Source organism: Micromonospora musae (assembly GCF_003626635.1).
Taxonomy (GTDB): Bacteria; Actinomycetota; Actinomycetes; order Mycobacteriales; family Micromonosporaceae; genus Micromonospora; species Micromonospora musae.
Map to the genome: position 1 here is coordinate 40150 of NZ_RAZT01000008.1, position 16758 is coordinate 56907.

General features: G+C 72.5%; 13 protein-coding genes. 7 read left to right on the top strand and 6 right to left on the bottom strand.

Annotated features, from left to right (window positions below; translation table 11 throughout):
* The first annotated feature begins 97 nt into the window (after positions 1–97).
* Positions 98–1591, top strand: a complete 1494-nt coding sequence (locus D7044_RS16735; RefSeq protein WP_120689481.1) for an MFS transporter — start codon at positions 98–100, stop codon at positions 1589–1591.
* 40 nt (positions 1592–1631) lie between these two features.
* On the opposite strand, the gene leuA is transcribed toward D7044_RS16735, so the two are convergent.
* Together leuA and D7044_RS16745 are read right to left on the bottom strand one after the other, a co-directional pair.
* A complete protein-coding gene (gene leuA / locus D7044_RS16740) occupies positions 1632–3383 on the bottom strand; it encodes a 2-isopropylmalate synthase (protein ID WP_120680004.1) in 1752 nt (583 codons plus the stop codon).
* A gap of 236 nt (positions 3384–3619) precedes the next feature.
* A complete protein-coding gene (locus D7044_RS16745) occupies positions 3620–4891 on the bottom strand; it encodes an MFS transporter (RefSeq protein ID WP_158609368.1) in 1272 nt (423 codons plus the stop codon).
* Positions 4892–4970: 79 nt separating this feature from the next.
* On the opposite strand from D7044_RS16745, the gene D7044_RS16750 reads away from it, so the two are divergent.
* Complete coding sequence (locus D7044_RS16750; protein WP_120689483.1) at positions 4971–5969, top strand: ArsR/SmtB family transcription factor; 999 nt, start codon at positions 4971–4973, stop codon at positions 5967–5969.
* On the opposite strand, the gene D7044_RS16755 is transcribed toward D7044_RS16750, so the two are convergent.
* Both D7044_RS16755 and D7044_RS16760 read right to left on the bottom strand, forming a co-directional pair.
* The gene (locus tag D7044_RS16755; RefSeq protein ID WP_120680009.1) at positions 5970–6497 is read right to left on the bottom strand and encodes a nitroreductase family protein; all 528 of its coding nucleotides are present in this window, start codon (positions 6495–6497) and stop codon (positions 5970–5972) included.
* A gap of 84 nt (positions 6498–6581) precedes the next feature.
* Entirely contained in the window at positions 6582–7487 is a 906-nt protein-coding gene (locus D7044_RS16760; protein ID WP_233565016.1) for a hypothetical protein, read from the bottom strand.
* 307 nt (positions 7488–7794) lie between these two features.
* On the opposite strand from D7044_RS16760, the gene D7044_RS16765 reads away from it, so the two are divergent.
* Positions 7795–9060 carry an aspartate kinase gene (locus D7044_RS16765; RefSeq protein WP_120680611.1) on the top strand — a complete coding sequence of 422 codons (1266 nt, stop codon included), beginning with the start codon at positions 7795–7797 and terminating at the stop codon, positions 9058–9060.
* A 5-nt stretch (positions 9061–9065) separates the two neighbouring features.
* Positions 9066–10127, top strand: coding sequence for an aspartate-semialdehyde dehydrogenase (locus D7044_RS16770; RefSeq protein ID WP_120689484.1), 1062 nt, complete (start codon positions 9066–9068; stop codon positions 10125–10127).
* 49 nt (positions 10128–10176) lie between these two features.
* Here D7044_RS16770 and D7044_RS16775 read toward each other — a convergent pair whose 3' ends face one another.
* A complete protein-coding gene (locus tag D7044_RS16775) occupies positions 10177–11598 on the bottom strand; it encodes a sensor domain-containing diguanylate cyclase (RefSeq protein WP_120689485.1) in 1422 nt (473 codons plus the stop codon).
* Between the two features lie 215 nt (positions 11599–11813).
* On the opposite strand from D7044_RS16775, the gene D7044_RS16780 reads away from it, so the two are divergent.
* Positions 11814–12593 (top strand): phosphodiesterase, encoded by a 780-nt coding sequence (locus D7044_RS16780; RefSeq protein WP_120689486.1) that lies wholly within the window; start codon positions 11814–11816, stop codon positions 12591–12593.
* Between the two features lie 228 nt (positions 12594–12821).
* Entirely contained in the window at positions 12822–14522 is a 1701-nt protein-coding gene (locus tag D7044_RS16785; RefSeq protein WP_120689487.1) for a bifunctional metallophosphatase/5'-nucleotidase, read from the top strand.
* A 288-nt stretch (positions 14523–14810) separates the two neighbouring features.
* On the opposite strand, the gene D7044_RS16790 is transcribed toward D7044_RS16785, so the two are convergent.
* Positions 14811–16103 (bottom strand): MFS transporter, encoded by a 1293-nt coding sequence (locus D7044_RS16790; RefSeq protein WP_120689488.1) that lies wholly within the window; start codon positions 16101–16103, stop codon positions 14811–14813.
* Positions 16104–16228: 125 nt separating this feature from the next.
* On the opposite strand from D7044_RS16790, the gene D7044_RS16795 reads away from it, so the two are divergent.
* A complete protein-coding gene (locus D7044_RS16795) occupies positions 16229–16702 on the top strand; it encodes a hypothetical protein (RefSeq protein WP_199716651.1) in 474 nt (157 codons plus the stop codon).
* Positions 16703–16758 lie beyond the last annotated feature (56 nt).

Here is a 16758-nt window from a genome sequence, read left to right on the forward strand (position 1 = left end):
CTCCAGCTTGCGGGCTTCCGGCGATCCCGCACAGTACCCAAGCACGGTTTCGGCGTTTCGTGGCGTCTCACAGATGGTGAGTGGATGATGGGTACCCGTGTCTCAACCCTCACCTGCCCTGCGGATAGGTACCGCCGCTGGTCGCGGGACCCTGCTCGCCACGGTCCTCGCCTCCGGAATCGTCTTCCTCGACAGCACCGTGGTCAACGTGGCGCTGCCCCGGCTCGGCTCCGACCTGCACGCCACCGTGGCCGACCTCCAGTGGACCGTCAACGGCTACATGCTGATGCTCGCCGCGTTCGTGCTGCTCGGCGGGTCGCTCGGGGACCGGTTCGGCCGACGCCGGATCTTCCTGCTCGGGGTGGTCTGGTTCACCGCCGCGTCCATGCTCTGCGGCCTGGCGCAGGGAACCGGCTGGCTGATCGGCGCCCGGTTCCTCCAGGGCGCCGGCGGCGCCCTGCTCACCCCCGGCTCACTCTCGGTGCTCCAGGCCAGCTTCCACCCGGACGACCGGGGCCGGGCGATCGGCGCCTGGTCGGGGCTCTCCGGCGTCTCCACGGCGATCGGCCCGTTCATCGGCGGCTGGTTGATCGACGCGCTCTCCTGGCGATGGATCTTCTTCCTGAACCTGCCGCTCGCGGTCCTCGTGGTGCTGGCCACGCTGCGCTGGGTGCCGGAGAGCCGCGACGAGGACGCGTCGCGGACCCGCGTCGAGGGCGACCGGCACCGGCGGTTCGACGTGGCCGGCGCCCTGCTCGGGGCGCTGGCCCTGGGCGGGGTCACGTACGCGCTGATCGACGCGCCCGACCGTGGCTTCGGCGCGCCGCCGGTGTGGGGTTCGGCGCTGCTCGGGCTGGTCGCGGGAGTGGCGTTCGTGCTGCTGGAACGGCACCGGGGCGAGGCCGCGATGCTGCCCACCGGGCTCTTCGGCAGCCGGCTCTTCTCGGTGCTGAACATCTTCACGGTGGTCGTCTACGCCGCGCTCAGCGGCTTCACCTTCTTCTTCGCCGTCTACCTGCAGAACGTGCTCGGCTGGTCGGCGCTGCTCACCGGGGTCGCGCTGCTGCCGTGGACCCTGCTGATGCTGGTGGGCTCGGCCCGGGCGGGGGCGCTCGCGGCCCGGATCGGGCCTCGGCTGCCGCTGACCGTGGGTCCGGTGGTGGCCGCCGCCGGGCTGCTGCTGTTGCGGCGGGTCAGCCCCGGCGCGTCGTACTGGACGGACGTGCTGCCCGGAGTGCTGCTCTTCGGCGCCGGGCTGACCCTGGTCGTGGCGCCGCTCACCGCGTCCGTGCTGGCCGCGGCGGCGGACCGGTTCGCGGGCGTGGCCAGCGGGTTCAACAACGCCGCGGCCCGGGCCGGCGGCCTGCTCGCGGTGGCCGCGCTGCCGCTGCTGGTCGGGCTCTCCGGCGAGGGGTACGAGCAGCACGCCGCCCTGGCCGACGCGTTCCGCGGCGCGCTGCTCTGGTGTGCGGGTCTGCTGCTGGCCGGCTCGGTGCTGGCCCTCCTGCTGATCCACCGGCCGCCGCGGGAGGCGCCACCCTCCCAGCCCTGCCCCACGCTCCCGGTCTCGACCCCGCCGGCGAAGAGCTGAGGCGCAGGGGCCTCCGGCGGACGGAGGCCCCTGCCCGGTGTCAGCGGCGGGCGCGGTTCACCGCGCTGGTCACCGCCTTGATCGAAGCGGTGACGATGTTCGCGTCGACGCCGACACCCCAGACGGTTCCGCCGTCGACCTCGCACTCCACGTACGCGGCGGCCTGCGCGTCCCCGCCGGAGGAGAGCGCGTGCTCGTGGTAGTCGAGGACTCGTACGCCCACGCCCACCGAGTGCAGCGCATTGACGTACGCGTCGATCGGGCCGTTCCCGACGGCGGTGAGCGTCCGGTGCTCGCCGTCGACGCCGGCCCGGGCCTCGATCTCTACCTTGCCGTCGGCGGTGCCGATCGTGTAGCCGGCCAGCGTGACCGCCGGCTCGGGCTGGTGGTCCACCAGGTAGTTGCGGGCGAAGATCTCCCACATGGCGGCCGGCTCGACCTCGCCGCCGCCGTGGTCGGTGACCTGCTGGACCACTCCGGAGAACTCGATCTGGAGCCGGCGCGGCAGGTCGAGCTGGTGCTCGGTCTTCATGATGTACGCGACGCCGCCCTTGCCGGACTGCGAGTTGACCCGGATGACCGCCTCGTAGGTGCGGCCCAGGTCCTTCGGGTCGATCGGCAGGTAGGGCACCGCCCAGGGGTGCTCGTCGACGGGGGTTCCGGCCGCCGCGGCGTCCGCCGTGAGGGCGTCGAAGCCCTTCTTGATGGCGTCCTGGTGCGAGCCGGAGAAGGCGGTGTAGACGAGGTCGCCCGCGTACGGGTGGCGCTCGTGCACCGGCAGCTGGTTGCAGTACTCGACGGTCCGCTTGACCTCGTCGATCCGCGAGAAGTCGATCATCGGGTCGATGCCCTGGGCGAAGAGGTTCAGCCCGAGGGTGACCAGGTCGACGTTGCCCGTACGCTCACCGTTGCCGAAGAGGCAGCCCTCGATCCGGTCCGCGCCGGCCAGCAGGCCCAGCTCGGCGGCGGCCACGCCGGTGCCGCGGTCGTTGTGCGGGTGCAGGCTGAGCACCAGGCTGTCCCGGCGGGGCAGGTGGCGGTGCATCCACTCGATGGAGTCCGCGTAGACGTTCGGGGTGGCCATCTCGACGGTGGCCGGCAGGTTGATGATCAGTTTGCGGTCCGGCGTCGGGTCGATGACGTCGATCACCCTGGAGCAGACCTCCAGCGCGTACTCCAGCTCGGTGCCGGTGTACGACTCCGGCGAGTACTCGTAGTGGATGTCGGTGTCCGGAGTGTGGATCTCGGCGTACTTGCGGCACAGCCGGGCGCCGGTGGTGGCGATGTCGGTGATGCCGTCACGGTCCAGGCCGAAGACCACCCGGCGCTGGAGCGTCGAGGTGGAGTTGTAGAAGTGCACGATCGCCCGCTTGGCGCCGCGCAGCGACTCGAACGTCCGCTCGATGAGGTGCTCCCGGCACTGGGTGAGCACCTGGATCGTCACGTCGTCCGGGATCAGGTCCTGCTCGATGAGCTGCCGTACGAAGTCGAAGTCGGTCTGGCTCGCCGACGGGAAGCCCACCTCGATCTCCTTGTAGCCCATCTGCACGAGCAGCTGGAACATCCGCCGCTTGCGTTCGGGCGACATCGGGTCGATCAGGGCCTGGTTGCCGTCGCGCAGGTCGACGGCGCACCAGCGGGGTGCGGCGCCGACGTGCCGGGTCGGCCAGGTCCGGTCCGGCAGGTCGACGCGGAACTGCCGTTGGTAGGGCTCGTAACGCTGGAACGGCATGCCGCTGGGGCGCTGCCGGGCGAACGGATCGGTCTCGACGTCGGTGACGGTGTCAGTCATGACGGAGTGGTCTCCTGAACAGGTGGCGTCAGCAATCGGAAGGTGTCGGCTGGTGCCGGGCCACGATGCTCCGGCGGTGCCGATGGGAAGTTCGGATGTGCTGGACGGCGCGAAGCGACTCCGCGACGAGGTGCCGGCCGGTCAGGCCTCGTCGCGGCGGCCAAGGAGAAGAAGCGCCCGCCACATGACCAAGTCACCGTACGTGATGGAACCGGGGGTGGAAAGGTAGGTCCGGATTATGGGACCGGCGTCATGGCCGGCTCCGGGGCCGGGGAGCCCAGCCTCGGCGTCCGTCCCGCCCAGGCCACCGCGGGTACGATCGCCAGCCCGATAAGCACGAAGATCGCCGCCGCCGGGAACCAGCCCCAGCCCCCGGTGGTCACCCCGAGCGCGGTCAACCCCGCCGGAGCGATCAGGTACTGCACCTGCTCGCCGAGCCGCAGCGCCCCCACGTACGCGCCGCGCTGGTCGTCCGGCGGCAGGGTGGCGGTGAGCCCCCAGGTGCCCGCCGACTCGATCAGCTCGGCCAGGATCAGCAGCGTCGCGGCAGCCACCAGCACCACCACGGTGAGCAGCCCCCGGGTGACCCCGGAGATCGGCAGGACCAGACAGAACAGGGCGATCAGCAGACCCCCACGACGGGAGGCCCGCGCCGCACCCGCGGCGGTGTCGGCGCCCCGGCTGACGCGCACCTGGAGCAGCACGATCAGAACCGTGTTGAGCAGCACCAGAGCGGCGATCACCGCCTTCGGGGCGTCGGTGTGGGTGAGGATCCAGAGCGGCATGACCGTCAGGTAGAGCACTCCGTGCGCGGTGAGCAGCCCGGAGAGCAGGGACACCGTCATGAACGGCCGGTCCCGCAGCACGGCGAGCCGACCCATCGGTTCCACCGGCCGGGTCACCTGCGGCAGCCGGGGCAGTCGTCGTACGAACAGGGCCGTCACCAGGATCACGGTCGCGATGAACCAGACCATTCCCCGGTACGCCTCGATCGTGTCCACGGCCAGCACCACACCACTGATCACCGCGCCCAGCCCGAACCCGACGTTCAACGACGAACGCTGGTACGCCATCGCCGTGACCCGTTCGGCCGGGGGGAGCGCGTTGATCGAGTAGACCTGGCGGGCCACGCCGGTCGACGCGTCCACCGCCGCCAGCGCCACCACCACGGCGAGGAAACCGGCGAAGCCGCCCACGAACGGGTACGTCGCGAAGAGCGCCGCGTTCAGCACCAGCCCGATGATCCAGACCCGCTGCGGTCCGTACCGGTCGGTGAGCCCGCCCAGCGGCACCGTGCCGAGCAGCGACACCCCTGCCGCGATGGACAGGCCCAGCCCGACCTGGGCGGCGCTGAGCCCCAGCGCCCGGGTGAAGAAGACGGCGCTGCCGGCGTGGAACAGGCCGCTGCCGACGGCATAGACCATGGCCTGCACGGCCAGCGCGCGGGTCAAGCCGGCCGGCGGTACGACGTTTGCGACAGCGGTACGGATGGTGTCTCTGGTCCCCATGGCCGGGAAGTGAACCGGGCCCCACGACATCGGTCGAGCCTTTTAGGCTGGGCCGAATCCTGCTCCCGGGGGAGGGCGCGTGTCCGAGTTGCGGTTCAGCCTGGCCGACGTGGCGGGTGTCCGGCTCGCCGTGTCACCGATCAACGAGACGGTCATGAGCATGTGGGCGCTGGCCAGTCCGGTCCGCTACGCGGTGCACCTGCCCTGGATCGACCGGGCCCGGGTGACAGTGCGCCGTCCCGAGGTCGCCGAGCGGGTCCGACCGCTGCGGGCGTTGGCCCGGCGGGGTTGCTGGCTGCCCGACTTCCTCACCCCGGCGGCCCGACCGAACGTGGAGATCGCCGAGCAGCTCGACCAGATCTCGGCGACACCACCGGCCGTGGTGGTCCAGGACCTGCTGGCGACCACCCCGCGCCGGCCGCTGAACCCGTTCGGGCAGGCGCTCCTCGCCGACCCGCGTGGGCTGTTGCCGCAGCTCGTCGACGCGGTGCGGGTCTGGTACGACGAGGCGATCGCCCCGGACTGGCCACGGATGCGGGCCGTGCTCGACGCCGACGTGGCGTACCGGGCCACCCAGCTCGCCGAGAACGGCGCCGGCCGGTTCTTCGAACAGCTCCACCCGAGCCTGCGCTGGCTCGGCGACCGGGTGGTCAGCGACGACCCGTTCGAACGGGACTTCGACCTCCGCGGTCGCGGACTGGCGCTGAACCCGACGGTGTTCAGCGGGCAGCAGGTGCTGTGGAACCTGTTGGAGGACTCGCTGCCGGCCGGGGCGTACCCGGTGCGGGCGGTCGGGACGCTCTGGGAGGCGACCCCGCCGCCGCCCGGCGACTCGCTGGCGCGGGTGGTCGGCCCCGGCCGAGCCGCGCTGCTGCACCTGCTCGAGACGGCGACCACCACCACTGACCTGGCCCGACTCACCGCGATGTCCGCCGGAGGTGTCTCCCAGCACCTCGGCGCGCTGCACGCCGCGGGTCTGGTCTCCCGGTCCCGGCAGGGCCGGCACGTCCTCTATCGCAACACCGACGCCGCGAGGGTTCTGCTCCGGGCCAGCCGCGGCGGTGACCCGATCGGGTAGTCAGGCGAGCAGCAGGTCCGCGACGGGGTGGCGATGCCGCAGGCCGACCTCCCGACGACGCAGCTCCTCCGGCAGCGTGAACGGGTCACCGATCCGGCCGACGGCCGCGACGACCAGCGGGTGGACCTCGCCGGGAAGGTCGAGCTCCAGGGCGAGGCCCGGCCGGTCGAAGCGGGTGAGTTGGTGCACGTGCAGGCCGAGCGCGGTGGCCTGCACGGTGAGGTGGGCAACGGCCTGGCCCAGGTCGTACGCGGCCCGCTCGTCGTCGCCCGTGTGCGCCCCCACCAGCAGCGCGGAGGCGTGCCGCGCCCAGCCCTGGTCGTCGACCGGCAGGCAGGTCAGGATCCGCTTCCACGTCTCGTCGTCGCGGTGGCCGAGCGCGAACCGCCAGGGTTGGCGGTTGCCCGCCGAGGGGGCCCAGCGGGCCGCCTCCAGCAGCGAGGCGGCCTCCTCCGGGTTGAGCTCGGTGCTCGGGTCGAACGCCCGAGGGCTCCAGCGGAAGGCGAGCAGCGGGGTGAGGTCGGGCATGGGATGAAGCGTCCCGTATGGTCGATTCGCCCTAGCGACCTGGGGTGCCGAATGTGGGCAATAGCACCCGTAACGGTATGAAGATCACTGCGTTTGGGGGCTCCGGCTGTCGGGCGAATCGGGCGAATCGGGCGAGTTGGGTGAGTCGGGTGAGTCGGGCGATGGCGGCGCGGCCGTGCCGAGCGGCTCACCCTCGACGATCGGACCGGCCAGCTGCACGGTGGACGGTGCCGGAGCGGGCGTACCGGCCAGCGTGAGCGTGCCGTACTCGGTGCGGACCGCCGTCGGCGTGCCGTCCCGGTCGTAGCAGTAGATGCCCACGTCGAGCGGGGCGTTCAGCGAGGCCGAGGTGGTCTCCACCGAGTAGCAGGCGCCGGGCGCGTCCGGAAGTGGCTGGGCCGGTGAGACCGACAGCGGGGCGCGCCGGTCGGTGAGCACCTCCAGCCAGTCGGTGAACGGGTGCTGCACCCGGGGATCCAGCCGGCGCGGGATCGCGTCGTCGGGGTCGCCGAGGCGTACGCAGCCCGGCGGCTCCGGGCGGGCGGCCGAGGGCAGGGCGCACTGGAAGAGCCCCTCGGTGTTGGCCGCCAGCGAGATGTCCGAGGCGCCGCCGAGCGCGCCACCGGGCACGTCGACCCGCCAGCTGCCGTCGTTCGCGCTGGTGACGACGATCGTCCGGTCCGACTCGCCGCCGCGGCTGAACCGGTAGTGGGCGGTCAGGTGCCGGTCCTGCGCCGCCGCGGCGAGCGCGGCCAGCTCGTCCCGGGCGGCGTCGACCGCGACCGGGCCGGCGCTGATCGGTGGGGGAGCCGGCGGCGGGTCGGCGGAGCAGGCGACGAGGAGCGCCGGCAGGGCGAGCGCGAGGAGCGCCATCGGGGCGGACAGTCGCGGGCGGGCCGCCACCGCCTCGACCGTGGGCGTACCGGTCGTGTGGCGGTCGAGGGTGCGCGGGCCGGTCGCGGGCCGGTTCGGTCGGGAGAGGTCGTACACCGCCTCATTCTCCGGCGCACGAGCCCGCTGCGCCGGTCCGCCCGCCATCGGCGATCGGCGTGTCGCGGAGGGCGACCGGGACCGGCGCGCCGAGGCCCTTCTCGGACCGGGTGTTCCCGGTGTCCGAATCGACGCTGGTCGCGGCGGCTGCGAGGCGGTGCGGGCCGGGGCGTCGGGGCCGGATGGTGGGATCACCTGACCCGGCGGCCCGAGCGGCCCGATACCCTGGGGAGGTCTGACGCGCGCCGCCGGCCCCGTGACCGGCGGCGTCGGCACGCTCAGGGTCACTGGGAGGGAGCGCACCGTCGTGGCACTCGTGGTGCAGAAGTACGGCGGGTCCTCCGTCGGGAACGCGGAGCGGATCAAGCGGGTCGCGGAGCGGATCGTCGCCGCGCGCAAGGCCGGCGACGACGTCGTGGTGGTCGTCTCCGCGATGGGCGACACCACCGACGAGCTGCTCGACCTGGCCAACCAGGTCAGCCCGCTGCCGCCGGGCCGTGAGCTGGACATGCTGCTCACCGCCGGGGAGCGGATCTCCATGGCGCTGCTCGCCATGGCCATTCACAACCTGGGGTACGAAGCCCGCTCGTTCACCGGCTCCCAGGCCGGCGTGATCACCACCTCGGTGCACGGCAAGGCGCGGATCATCGACGTCACGCCGGGCCGCCTCAAGGGCGCGCTCGACGAGGGCTCGGTGGTGATCGTCGCCGGCTTCCAGGGCGTCTCTCAGGACACCAAGGACGTCACCACGCTGGGCCGGGGCGGCTCGGACACCACCGCCGTCGCGCTCGCCGCGGCGCTGCACGCCGACGTCTGCGAGATCTACACCGACGTGGACGGCATCTTCAGCGCCGACCCGCGGATCGTGCCCAACGCCCGGCACATCAAGCAGATCACCTACGAGGAGATGCTGGAGCTGGCTGCCTGCGGCGCCAAGGTCCTGCATCTGCGCAGCGTGGAGTACGCCCGCCGGGCGGGGTTGCCGATCCACGTCCGTTCGTCATACTCGACCAACACCGGCACGATGGTCACCGGATCGATGGAGGACCTTCCTGTGGAGCAAGCGCTGATCACCGGGGTCGCCCACGACCGCAGCGAGGCGAAGATCACGATCGTCGGCGTACCGGACGAGCCGGGCGCCGCCGCGCGGATCTTCGACACCGCCGCGAGCGCCGAGATCAACATCGACATGATCGTGCAGAACGTGTCGACCGAGGGCACCGGGCGCACCGACATCTCCTTCACACTGCCCAAGACCGACGGTCCGACCGCGATGGCCGCGCTCAGCAAGATCCAGGAGTCGGTCAAGTTCAAGGGCCTGCTCTACGACGACCACGTCGGCAAGGTCTCCCTCATCGGCGCGGGCATGCGCTCCCACCCGGGGGTGGCGGCCGGCTTCTTCGCCGCCCTCGGCGCTGCCGGCGTCAACATCGAGATGATCTCGACCTCCGAGATCCGGGTCTCCGTGGTCTGCCGGGACACCGACCTCGACGCGGCGGTCCGTGCCATCCACGACGCATTCGACCTCGGTGGCGACACCGAGGCCGTGGTCTACGCGGGCACCGGGCGGTAGGGCCGATGGGCGAGCTGCCCACCCTCGCCGTCGTCGGTGCGACCGGTGCCGTGGGCACCGTCATGTGTGAGCTGCTCAGCGCCCGCCGCAACGTCTGGGGTGAGATCCGGCTGCTCGCCTCCGAGCGATCGGTCGGGCGGCAGGTCCGGTGCCGGGGCGACGAGCTGACCGTCCAGGCCGTCACGCCGGAGGCGTTCGACGGCGTCGACGTCGCGATGTTCGACGTGCCCGACGAGGTCTCCGCGCAGTGGGCCTCGGTCGCGGTCGACCGGGGCGCGATCGTCGTCGACAACTCCGGGGCCTTCCGGATGGACCGGGACGTGCCGCTGGTGGTGCCCGAGATCAACCCCGAGCAGGTACGCAACCGGCCGAAGGGCATCATCGCCAACGCCAACTGCACCACCCTCGCGATGATCGTCGCGGTCGCCCCGCTGCACCGCGAGTACGGCCTGCGGGAGCTGGTGCTCTCCTCGTACCAGGCGGTCTCCGGCGCCGGTCAGGCCGGCGTGGACGCCCTGCACACCCAGCTCGGGAAGATCGCCGGCGATCGGGTGCTCGGTTCCCGGCCGGGCGACGTCCGCCAGGCGGTCGGCGACGAGCTCGGCCCGTTCCCGGCCCCGCTCGCGCTGAACGTGGTGCCCTGGGCCGGCTCGCCGGCCGACGGCGGCTGGTCCTCGGAGGAGATGAAGGTCCGCAACGAGTCCCGGAAGATCCTCGGCCTGCCCGACCTGAAGGTCTCCGCCACCTGCGTACGGGTGCCCGTGGTGACCGGCCACTCGGTCGCCGTGCACGCCGTCTTCGCCACCGAGGTGGACGCCGAGGGCGCTCGCGAGGTGCTGCGGAACGCCCCCGGCGTGATCCTGGTCGACGACCCGGCCGCCGGTGAGTTCCCGATGCCCATCGACGCGGTCGGCACCGACCCGTCCTGGGTCGGCCGGATCCGTCGGGCCCTCGACGACCCGCGCGCCCTCGACCTCTTCATCACCGGCGACAACCTCCGCAAGGGTGCGGCCCTGAACACCGCCCAGATCGCCGAACTGCTCGCCGTCGAGCTGGCCCGCCCCTGACCCCGTCGCTCGTGGCGGGCCGCCCGACCGGGTGATCGTGCGGGGTGGGTCAGGCCGGGGCCAGGCGTACGCCGTCGCGGCCCTGCCGCTTGACCGTGTAGAGAGCCTGGTCGGCGCGGCGGAGAGTGAGCTCCGCGGACTCGCCGGGGCGCGGTAGCGCCACCCCGACGCTGATCGTGTGCCCGGTACGCCGGGCCGCCTCGGTGAGCCGCTCGGCGATCCGGACCGCCTCCTCCGGCCGGTTCACCTCGATCACCGCGACGAACTCGTCGCCGCCGATCCGGTACAGCTCGTCGCCGTGCCGCAGCGCGCCCTCCAGCGCCCGGGCCAGGCCGATCAGCAGCCGGTCGCCGGCCTGGTGGCCGTACGTGTCGTTGACCGACTTGAAGCCGTCCACGTCGACCGCCAGCAGCGCCGTACGCCCCGGCGTGGCCGCCGCGATCCGCTTGCCGAACGGCCCGGTGTGCCGCAGCCCGGTGAGCGGATCGGAGCTGGCCTGCTCGCGCAGCCGGTCGAGGGTACGGATCCGGTCGAGGCTGTTCCAGGCCTGGCCGGCGAGGAGCTCCATCAGGCTCACCGTGGTGGGATCGGGGCGGATCAGACGCTCGTCGGCGACGAGCAGCACCCCTCCGCCGTCGGGAGGCCCGAGCGGGACCGCCACCAGGGCGCGTACGCCCGCGCGGGCCAGCGGAACGTACTCCGCCGTCGGCGGCTGCCCGGCCTCGCCGAGGGTGTAGCCGGCGCCGTACCGGTGGACCCGGCCGACGATCCGGTCGAGCGCCGCCGGCCCGGCCTCGGTCAGCTCGGCGCGAATCCGGTTCTCCAGCTCACCGGGGGTGTGCGGCGGCTTGCCGAGCCGGGTCTGCCCCCGGCCGGTCAGCAGCAGCACCGGGGCGGCGAGCCCGGAGACGTCGCGAGCGGCGCAGATCACCGCCGTGATCAGGTCGCACTCCGTGGTCGCGGCGGAGAGCGCGGCGGCGTGCCGGAGCAGCTTCTCGCTCCGGCTCTCCGCCGGCGGGCCGCCGAGCGCCATGATCCGGGCGCCGAGGCGGGCGGCCAGCCGCTCGGCGGTGACCCGCCACGGCGTCAGGTCGAGCGGCGTGCTCCACTGCAGGTCCAGCACGCCGACCGACCGTCCGGCCGGGTCGACCACCGGTACGCAGATCTCGGCGACGACGTCCGGTCGGACCGGCAGGTGGTCGGGGTCGGCGGTGACGTCGGGCACGACCGCGGTCTCGCCGGTGGCGTACACCCGGCCGACGATGCCGGTCTTCGGTGGCACGGTCGAGAAGACCTGCCAGGCGCCGGTGGCCGCGACGGAGCGCAACCGGTCCTGGACCTGGAGCAGCACGGAGACGGCCGCCGGGGTGTGCCCGGCGAGGGCGGTGACGAACCGCTGGCAGGCATCGAGGACGGTCGGGGCAGTGGGGAGGTCGGCCGTGACGTCACGGATGATCCGCTGGTGATCCACTCGCTCGTCGTTCCAGGTAGGGGTGGGTCGGCCGGTGCCGAACCTGCGACCAAGCGTACTCATGACGTGACCGGCGCCGCCCCGATCAAGATCGCGCAGCGTCTTCGTACACATGTGCCATCCACAGGTTGTGGATACGGCCGGTGGATCCGGCGGGGCCCCGCGCGGGACGGCGCGACGATAGCGTGAAGACCCCGCCTGCGAGGAGGCGTGCCATGCTCATCGCCCAGCTCAGCGACCCGCACCTGACCACCGGCCCGCTCGCCGCCGACCCCGCGACCGGCCTGCACCAGGCGCTCGGGCGGGTGCTCGCGCTGCGGCCGCGCCCCGACTGTGTGGTGATCACCGGTGACCTGGTCGATCGCGGGCGACCCGACGAGTACCTCGTACTCCGCGAGGTGATCGGCAACTTCCCGCTTCCGGTGCACCTGGCGGCGGGCAACCACGACGACCGCGAGTCGCTGCTCGACCAGTTCGGCGGTACGCCGTGGCTGGGTGGGGGCTACTCCGCGTATTACCACGTCGACCACGAGGCGGCCAGCGTCATCGTCCTGGACTCCCTGGTGCCGGCCGCGGACGGCGGGCAGCTCGGCGAGGAGCAGCTGAGCTGGCTCGACGGCGTGCTGGCCGGGCGGCCGGACGTGCCGGCACTGGTGTTCCTGCACCACCCGCCGATGGTCGTGGGAGTGCCCGCCCTCGACGCGATCAGGCTGGCGGACGCCGACGCGCTCGCCGAGGTGGTCGGCCGGCACCGGCACGTGGTCCGGGTCGGGGCGGGCCACCTGCACCGGCCGGTCACCGCGGCCTTCGCCGGCACCGTGCTCACCACCGCCCCCAGCACCTGGCGACAGGTGTCGCTCACCATGACCCCGGACGAGCCGATCAGCTGGGTCACCGAGCCGACCGGGTTCCTGCTCCACCTGGTGGCCGACGGCGGCTGTGTCACCCACACCGTCCAAGTCAGCCACTCCGCCGGAGAGACCTGCGGTTTCTGAGCAACGGCAGCCCCGGGTGTATTCGGGCCGGGCCGCACCGTCACCTCGGGCTTCTCCGGCCGACACCGCGAGTTATCGACGTATTCGCAGGTCTCACCGGTCGCCCGGCGGGCCGATCGATGAGAGGCTGGGCCACACGGCAGCAACCTCCGACAGCTGCCGCCTTCCGACTGTGCCGGTCAGGGCCCGGTCGTCCGGGCCTCGTACCCGAGTCCTTCGAGGAGTTCCATGACCATCCCCGCGATGCGTCGGGCCGCCGTCGGCCTGACCGTGCTCGCGGTGGCCGCCTTCGGCGCGGTCACCAGCACGCCGCAGCAGGCCGAGGCGGGCCCGAAGCCCGTCGACGTCACCCTGCTCGCGCTCAACGACCTCCACGGCAACCTCGAACCACCGAGCGGCTCCAGCGGCACCATCGACGGTCAGTCCGCCGGTGGCGTCGAATACCTCGCCACCCACCTGGCCGAGCTGCGGGCCGCCGCCAAGAAGAAGAACACGGTCACCGTGGCCGCCGGTGACCTGATCGGCGCCTCGCCGCTGCTCTCCGCAGCGTTCCACGACGAACCGACTATCGAGGCGCTGTCGATGGCCGGGCTCGACTACGCCAGCGTCGGCAACCACGAGTTCGACGAGGGCGCCGCCGAGCTGCTGCGGATCCAGAACGGTGGCTGCCACCCCGTGGACGGCTGCGCCGACGGCACCCCGTACCGCGGCGCCGGCTTCCAGTACCTCTCGGCCAACGCGTTCAAGACCTCGACCGGACGGCCACTGCTCCCGCCGTACGCCATCCACAAGGTCCAGGGCGTCAAGGTCGGCTTCATCGGGATGACCCTGGAGGGCACCCCGCAGATCGTCAGCCAGGAAGGCGTCGCCGGCCTGAGCTTCGCCGACGAGGCGGAGACCGCCAACCGGTACGCCCGGGAGCTGCGCCGCAAGGGCGTCGAGGCGATCGTCGTCCTGCTGCACGAGGGCGGCACCCAGGCCGCCGGCGGCGGAATCAACGACTGCGTCGGCATGACCGGCCCGATCGTCGACATCGCCGAACGGATGGACCCGTCGATCGACGTGGTGGTCAGCGGGCACACGCACCAGGCGTACAACTGCGAGATCGACGGGAAGCTCGTGACGAGCGCGAGCTCGTTCGGCCGGCTGGTCACCGACATCGACCTGAAGATCGACCGGCGCAGCGGTGACGTGCTCAGCGCGAAGGCCGAGAACGTCGTGGTCACCCGCGACGTGGCCAAGGACCCGAAGCAGACCGCGCTGATCGACCGCTACAACACCGTCCTCGGGCCGGTCGCCGACCGCCAGGTCGGCGAAACCACCGCGCCGATCACCCGCAGCCAGGAGACCCTCTTCGGTACGACGACGGGCGAGTCCGCGCTCGGCAACCTGATCGCGGACGCGCAGCTCGCCGCGACCGACGACGAGCAGGACGCGGTCGCCGCGTTCATGAACCCCGGCGGTGTCCGCGCCGACCTGGACGCCGGCCCGGTCACCTACGAGGAGGCGTTCACGGTTCAGCCGTTCGCCAACAACCTGGTGACGCTCGACCTCACCGGCGCGCAGCTCTACTGCGTGCTGGAGCAGCAGTTCGCGGTCAACCGGGTCCTCTATCCGTCGTCGAGCGTGCGCTACGTGGTCGACCCGAACGGCACCACGGGCGGCGCTGCCGATCCGTGCGCCGGCACCCGGGTGGTCCGGGGCAGCCTCACGCTGGGCGGCGTCGCCGTCGATCCGGCCGCCACCTACCGGGTGACGGTGAACAACTTCCTGGCCGGTGGAGGTGACGGCTTCAGCGCCCTCACCGCCGGCACGAACCTGGTCACCGGCCTGATCGACCTGGACGCGTTCGTCGCGTACCTGACCGCCGAGAGCCCGGTCTCCGCCCCGGCGCTGGACCGGATCCGCACCACCGCCGAAGCCGCCTGACGGACGACCCGCCAACGATCGGGCCCCGGAGCACCCCGCTCCGGGGCCCGAGCCGTCTCCGCCCTCCCCAGTGGACCCGCCGCCACCCCCACCCCGCGCGCGCCGCGCGCCCCGCGTCCCGCGCGCGGGAGTTGTCCGCGCACTTTCGGTGAAAGTGTTGCCTCGCCTGGCCCGGAGACAACACTTTCGGTGAAAGTGCTGCCTCGCGTGCCCCGGAGACGACACTTTCGGTGAAAGTGCACGAACCGCGGGGCGGGGGCAGGCCCGGGCGGGGCGGGGGCCGGGGGGTCAGGCGGTGGCCGGGGTCGGCTCGGGCGTTTTCGAGACGCTCTGGTCTGCGGCGACGCGGCCGTCCACGGCGGGGGCGAGCAGGCGGCGCAGGGAGAGCGCCACCAACGAGGCGAGCAGGCAACCGCCGACGACGGCCGCGACCCAGACCTTGCCGTCGGCCGCCCCGATCAGTGGACCGGCGGTCACCGGACCGATCACTCCGCTCACCCCGAAGATCATGGAACTCATCGCGTTGTAGCGGCCCCGAAGCTCGTCGGTGGCGAGCGCGTTGGTCAACGCCGGCATCACCGGCGAGAGCATCGTCTCGCCGAAGCCGAAGATCGCGGAGCAGGCCATCACGCCGAGCGCGGCGACGATCGCGTTGCTCGTACCGACCACCCCGGCGGCGCCGAGGATGAGCCAGGCCGCCGCGAAGACCGCGCCCACCACGGCGAGCGCGCCGGTGCGACTGCGCCCCTCCAAGCGCCGGATCACCACCAGCTGCGCCAGCACGATCATCACGGTGTTGGCGGCGAGAGCCCAGGCCACCACCCGGGGGCTCACCTCGACGACCCGGATGGCGTACGCGGTGAAACCCACCTCGATCTGCGCGTAGCCGCAGGTGGTGAGGATCAGGCCGAAGATCACCAGTCGGCGGAACGGACGGTCCCGCAGCACCGTGAGGTAGCCGCCGCCGGACGACCGCTCGCCGGCCGGGGCCGAGCTGATCCGGCGGCCGACGCCGGGCAGGGTGAGCAGGATCAGGGCCGGCATCAGATAGCTCACCGCGTCCAGCAGATAGATCATCTGGAAGGTCACCGGGCGGCCGGTGTCGACGATCGCGCCCGAGGTCATCCCGCCGATGCCGATGCCGAGGTTGAGCAGGGCGAAGTTCAGGCCGAAGACGCGCTGTCGTTCCCCGTCGTCGGTCAGCGAGGCGAGGATGGTGTTCTGCCCCGACCAGATGGCCGAACTGCCCACCGCGATCACCGTGGCCACCAGGAACGCGGAGCCGGTCGAGTGGACCAGGGCCAGGGAACCGGTGCCGACCGCCTCGATCAGCAGGCAGGGGAGCACCACCCGGCGCGCACCGAAACGATCGATCAGGGTGCCGCCGAGCGGCGACAGCGCCAGCGTGACCGCGCCGTACCAGCCGATCACCAGGCCGGCGCGCGCGTCGGTGAGCCCCCGTACGTCGGTCAGGTAGATGAAGAGGAACGGCAGGGTGAGACCACGCCCGATCGCCGAGAGCAGGGTGCCGACGAGGATGCGTCGGGCTTCGGAACGGCGGGGTAGGGCGCGGCGCAGCATGACCGCATTCTCTGCGGTGGCTGCGACAACCTGCGACTCGATTAACGGCCGGCCTGCGCCGTGCCGGCCGGTTCGTGACGGAGACCACCCGAGGCGATGTCCGAACCCTCTGCGATGCTGGCGGGGTGACCACCACCTGGCGCCACCTGCCCGCATCGGCCCGGGAGATCGCGGAGAGCGCCGTCGAGGCGGTCACCGCCGCGCAGCAGCGCGACGTGCCGGCGTACGACGAGGCGGTGGCCCGGCTCGCGACGGCCGAACGGTCCGGGCTGGTGCTCGGTGCGGTGGTCCGGCTCTTGCTCGAGGAGAGCCACCCGGACGGCGTGGCCGGCGACGACGTCCGGCAGGTGTTGGAGCGCTGCGCCCGCGGTGCCGCGCAGTGGTGCTCGGGTGTCGATCCGCACGTGCTGCTGGTCCTGCTCGCCGGCGCGCTCGGGGTGTACGACCCGGACGGCGACGACGCTCCGCCCGATCCACAGGCGATCGCCCGGCACGCCCCGCTGCTCGTCGCCGACCTGGCGGCCGGCACCGGCCGGTCCCTCGACGCCTACCTCGCCGCGGCGTTCGCCGAGATCGAGCGCGCCGAACACCAGGACTGAGCCCTCCCCTTCGCCGAACCGGCCTCGTCGCCCCGGTGCCGCCACGAGGATGACGG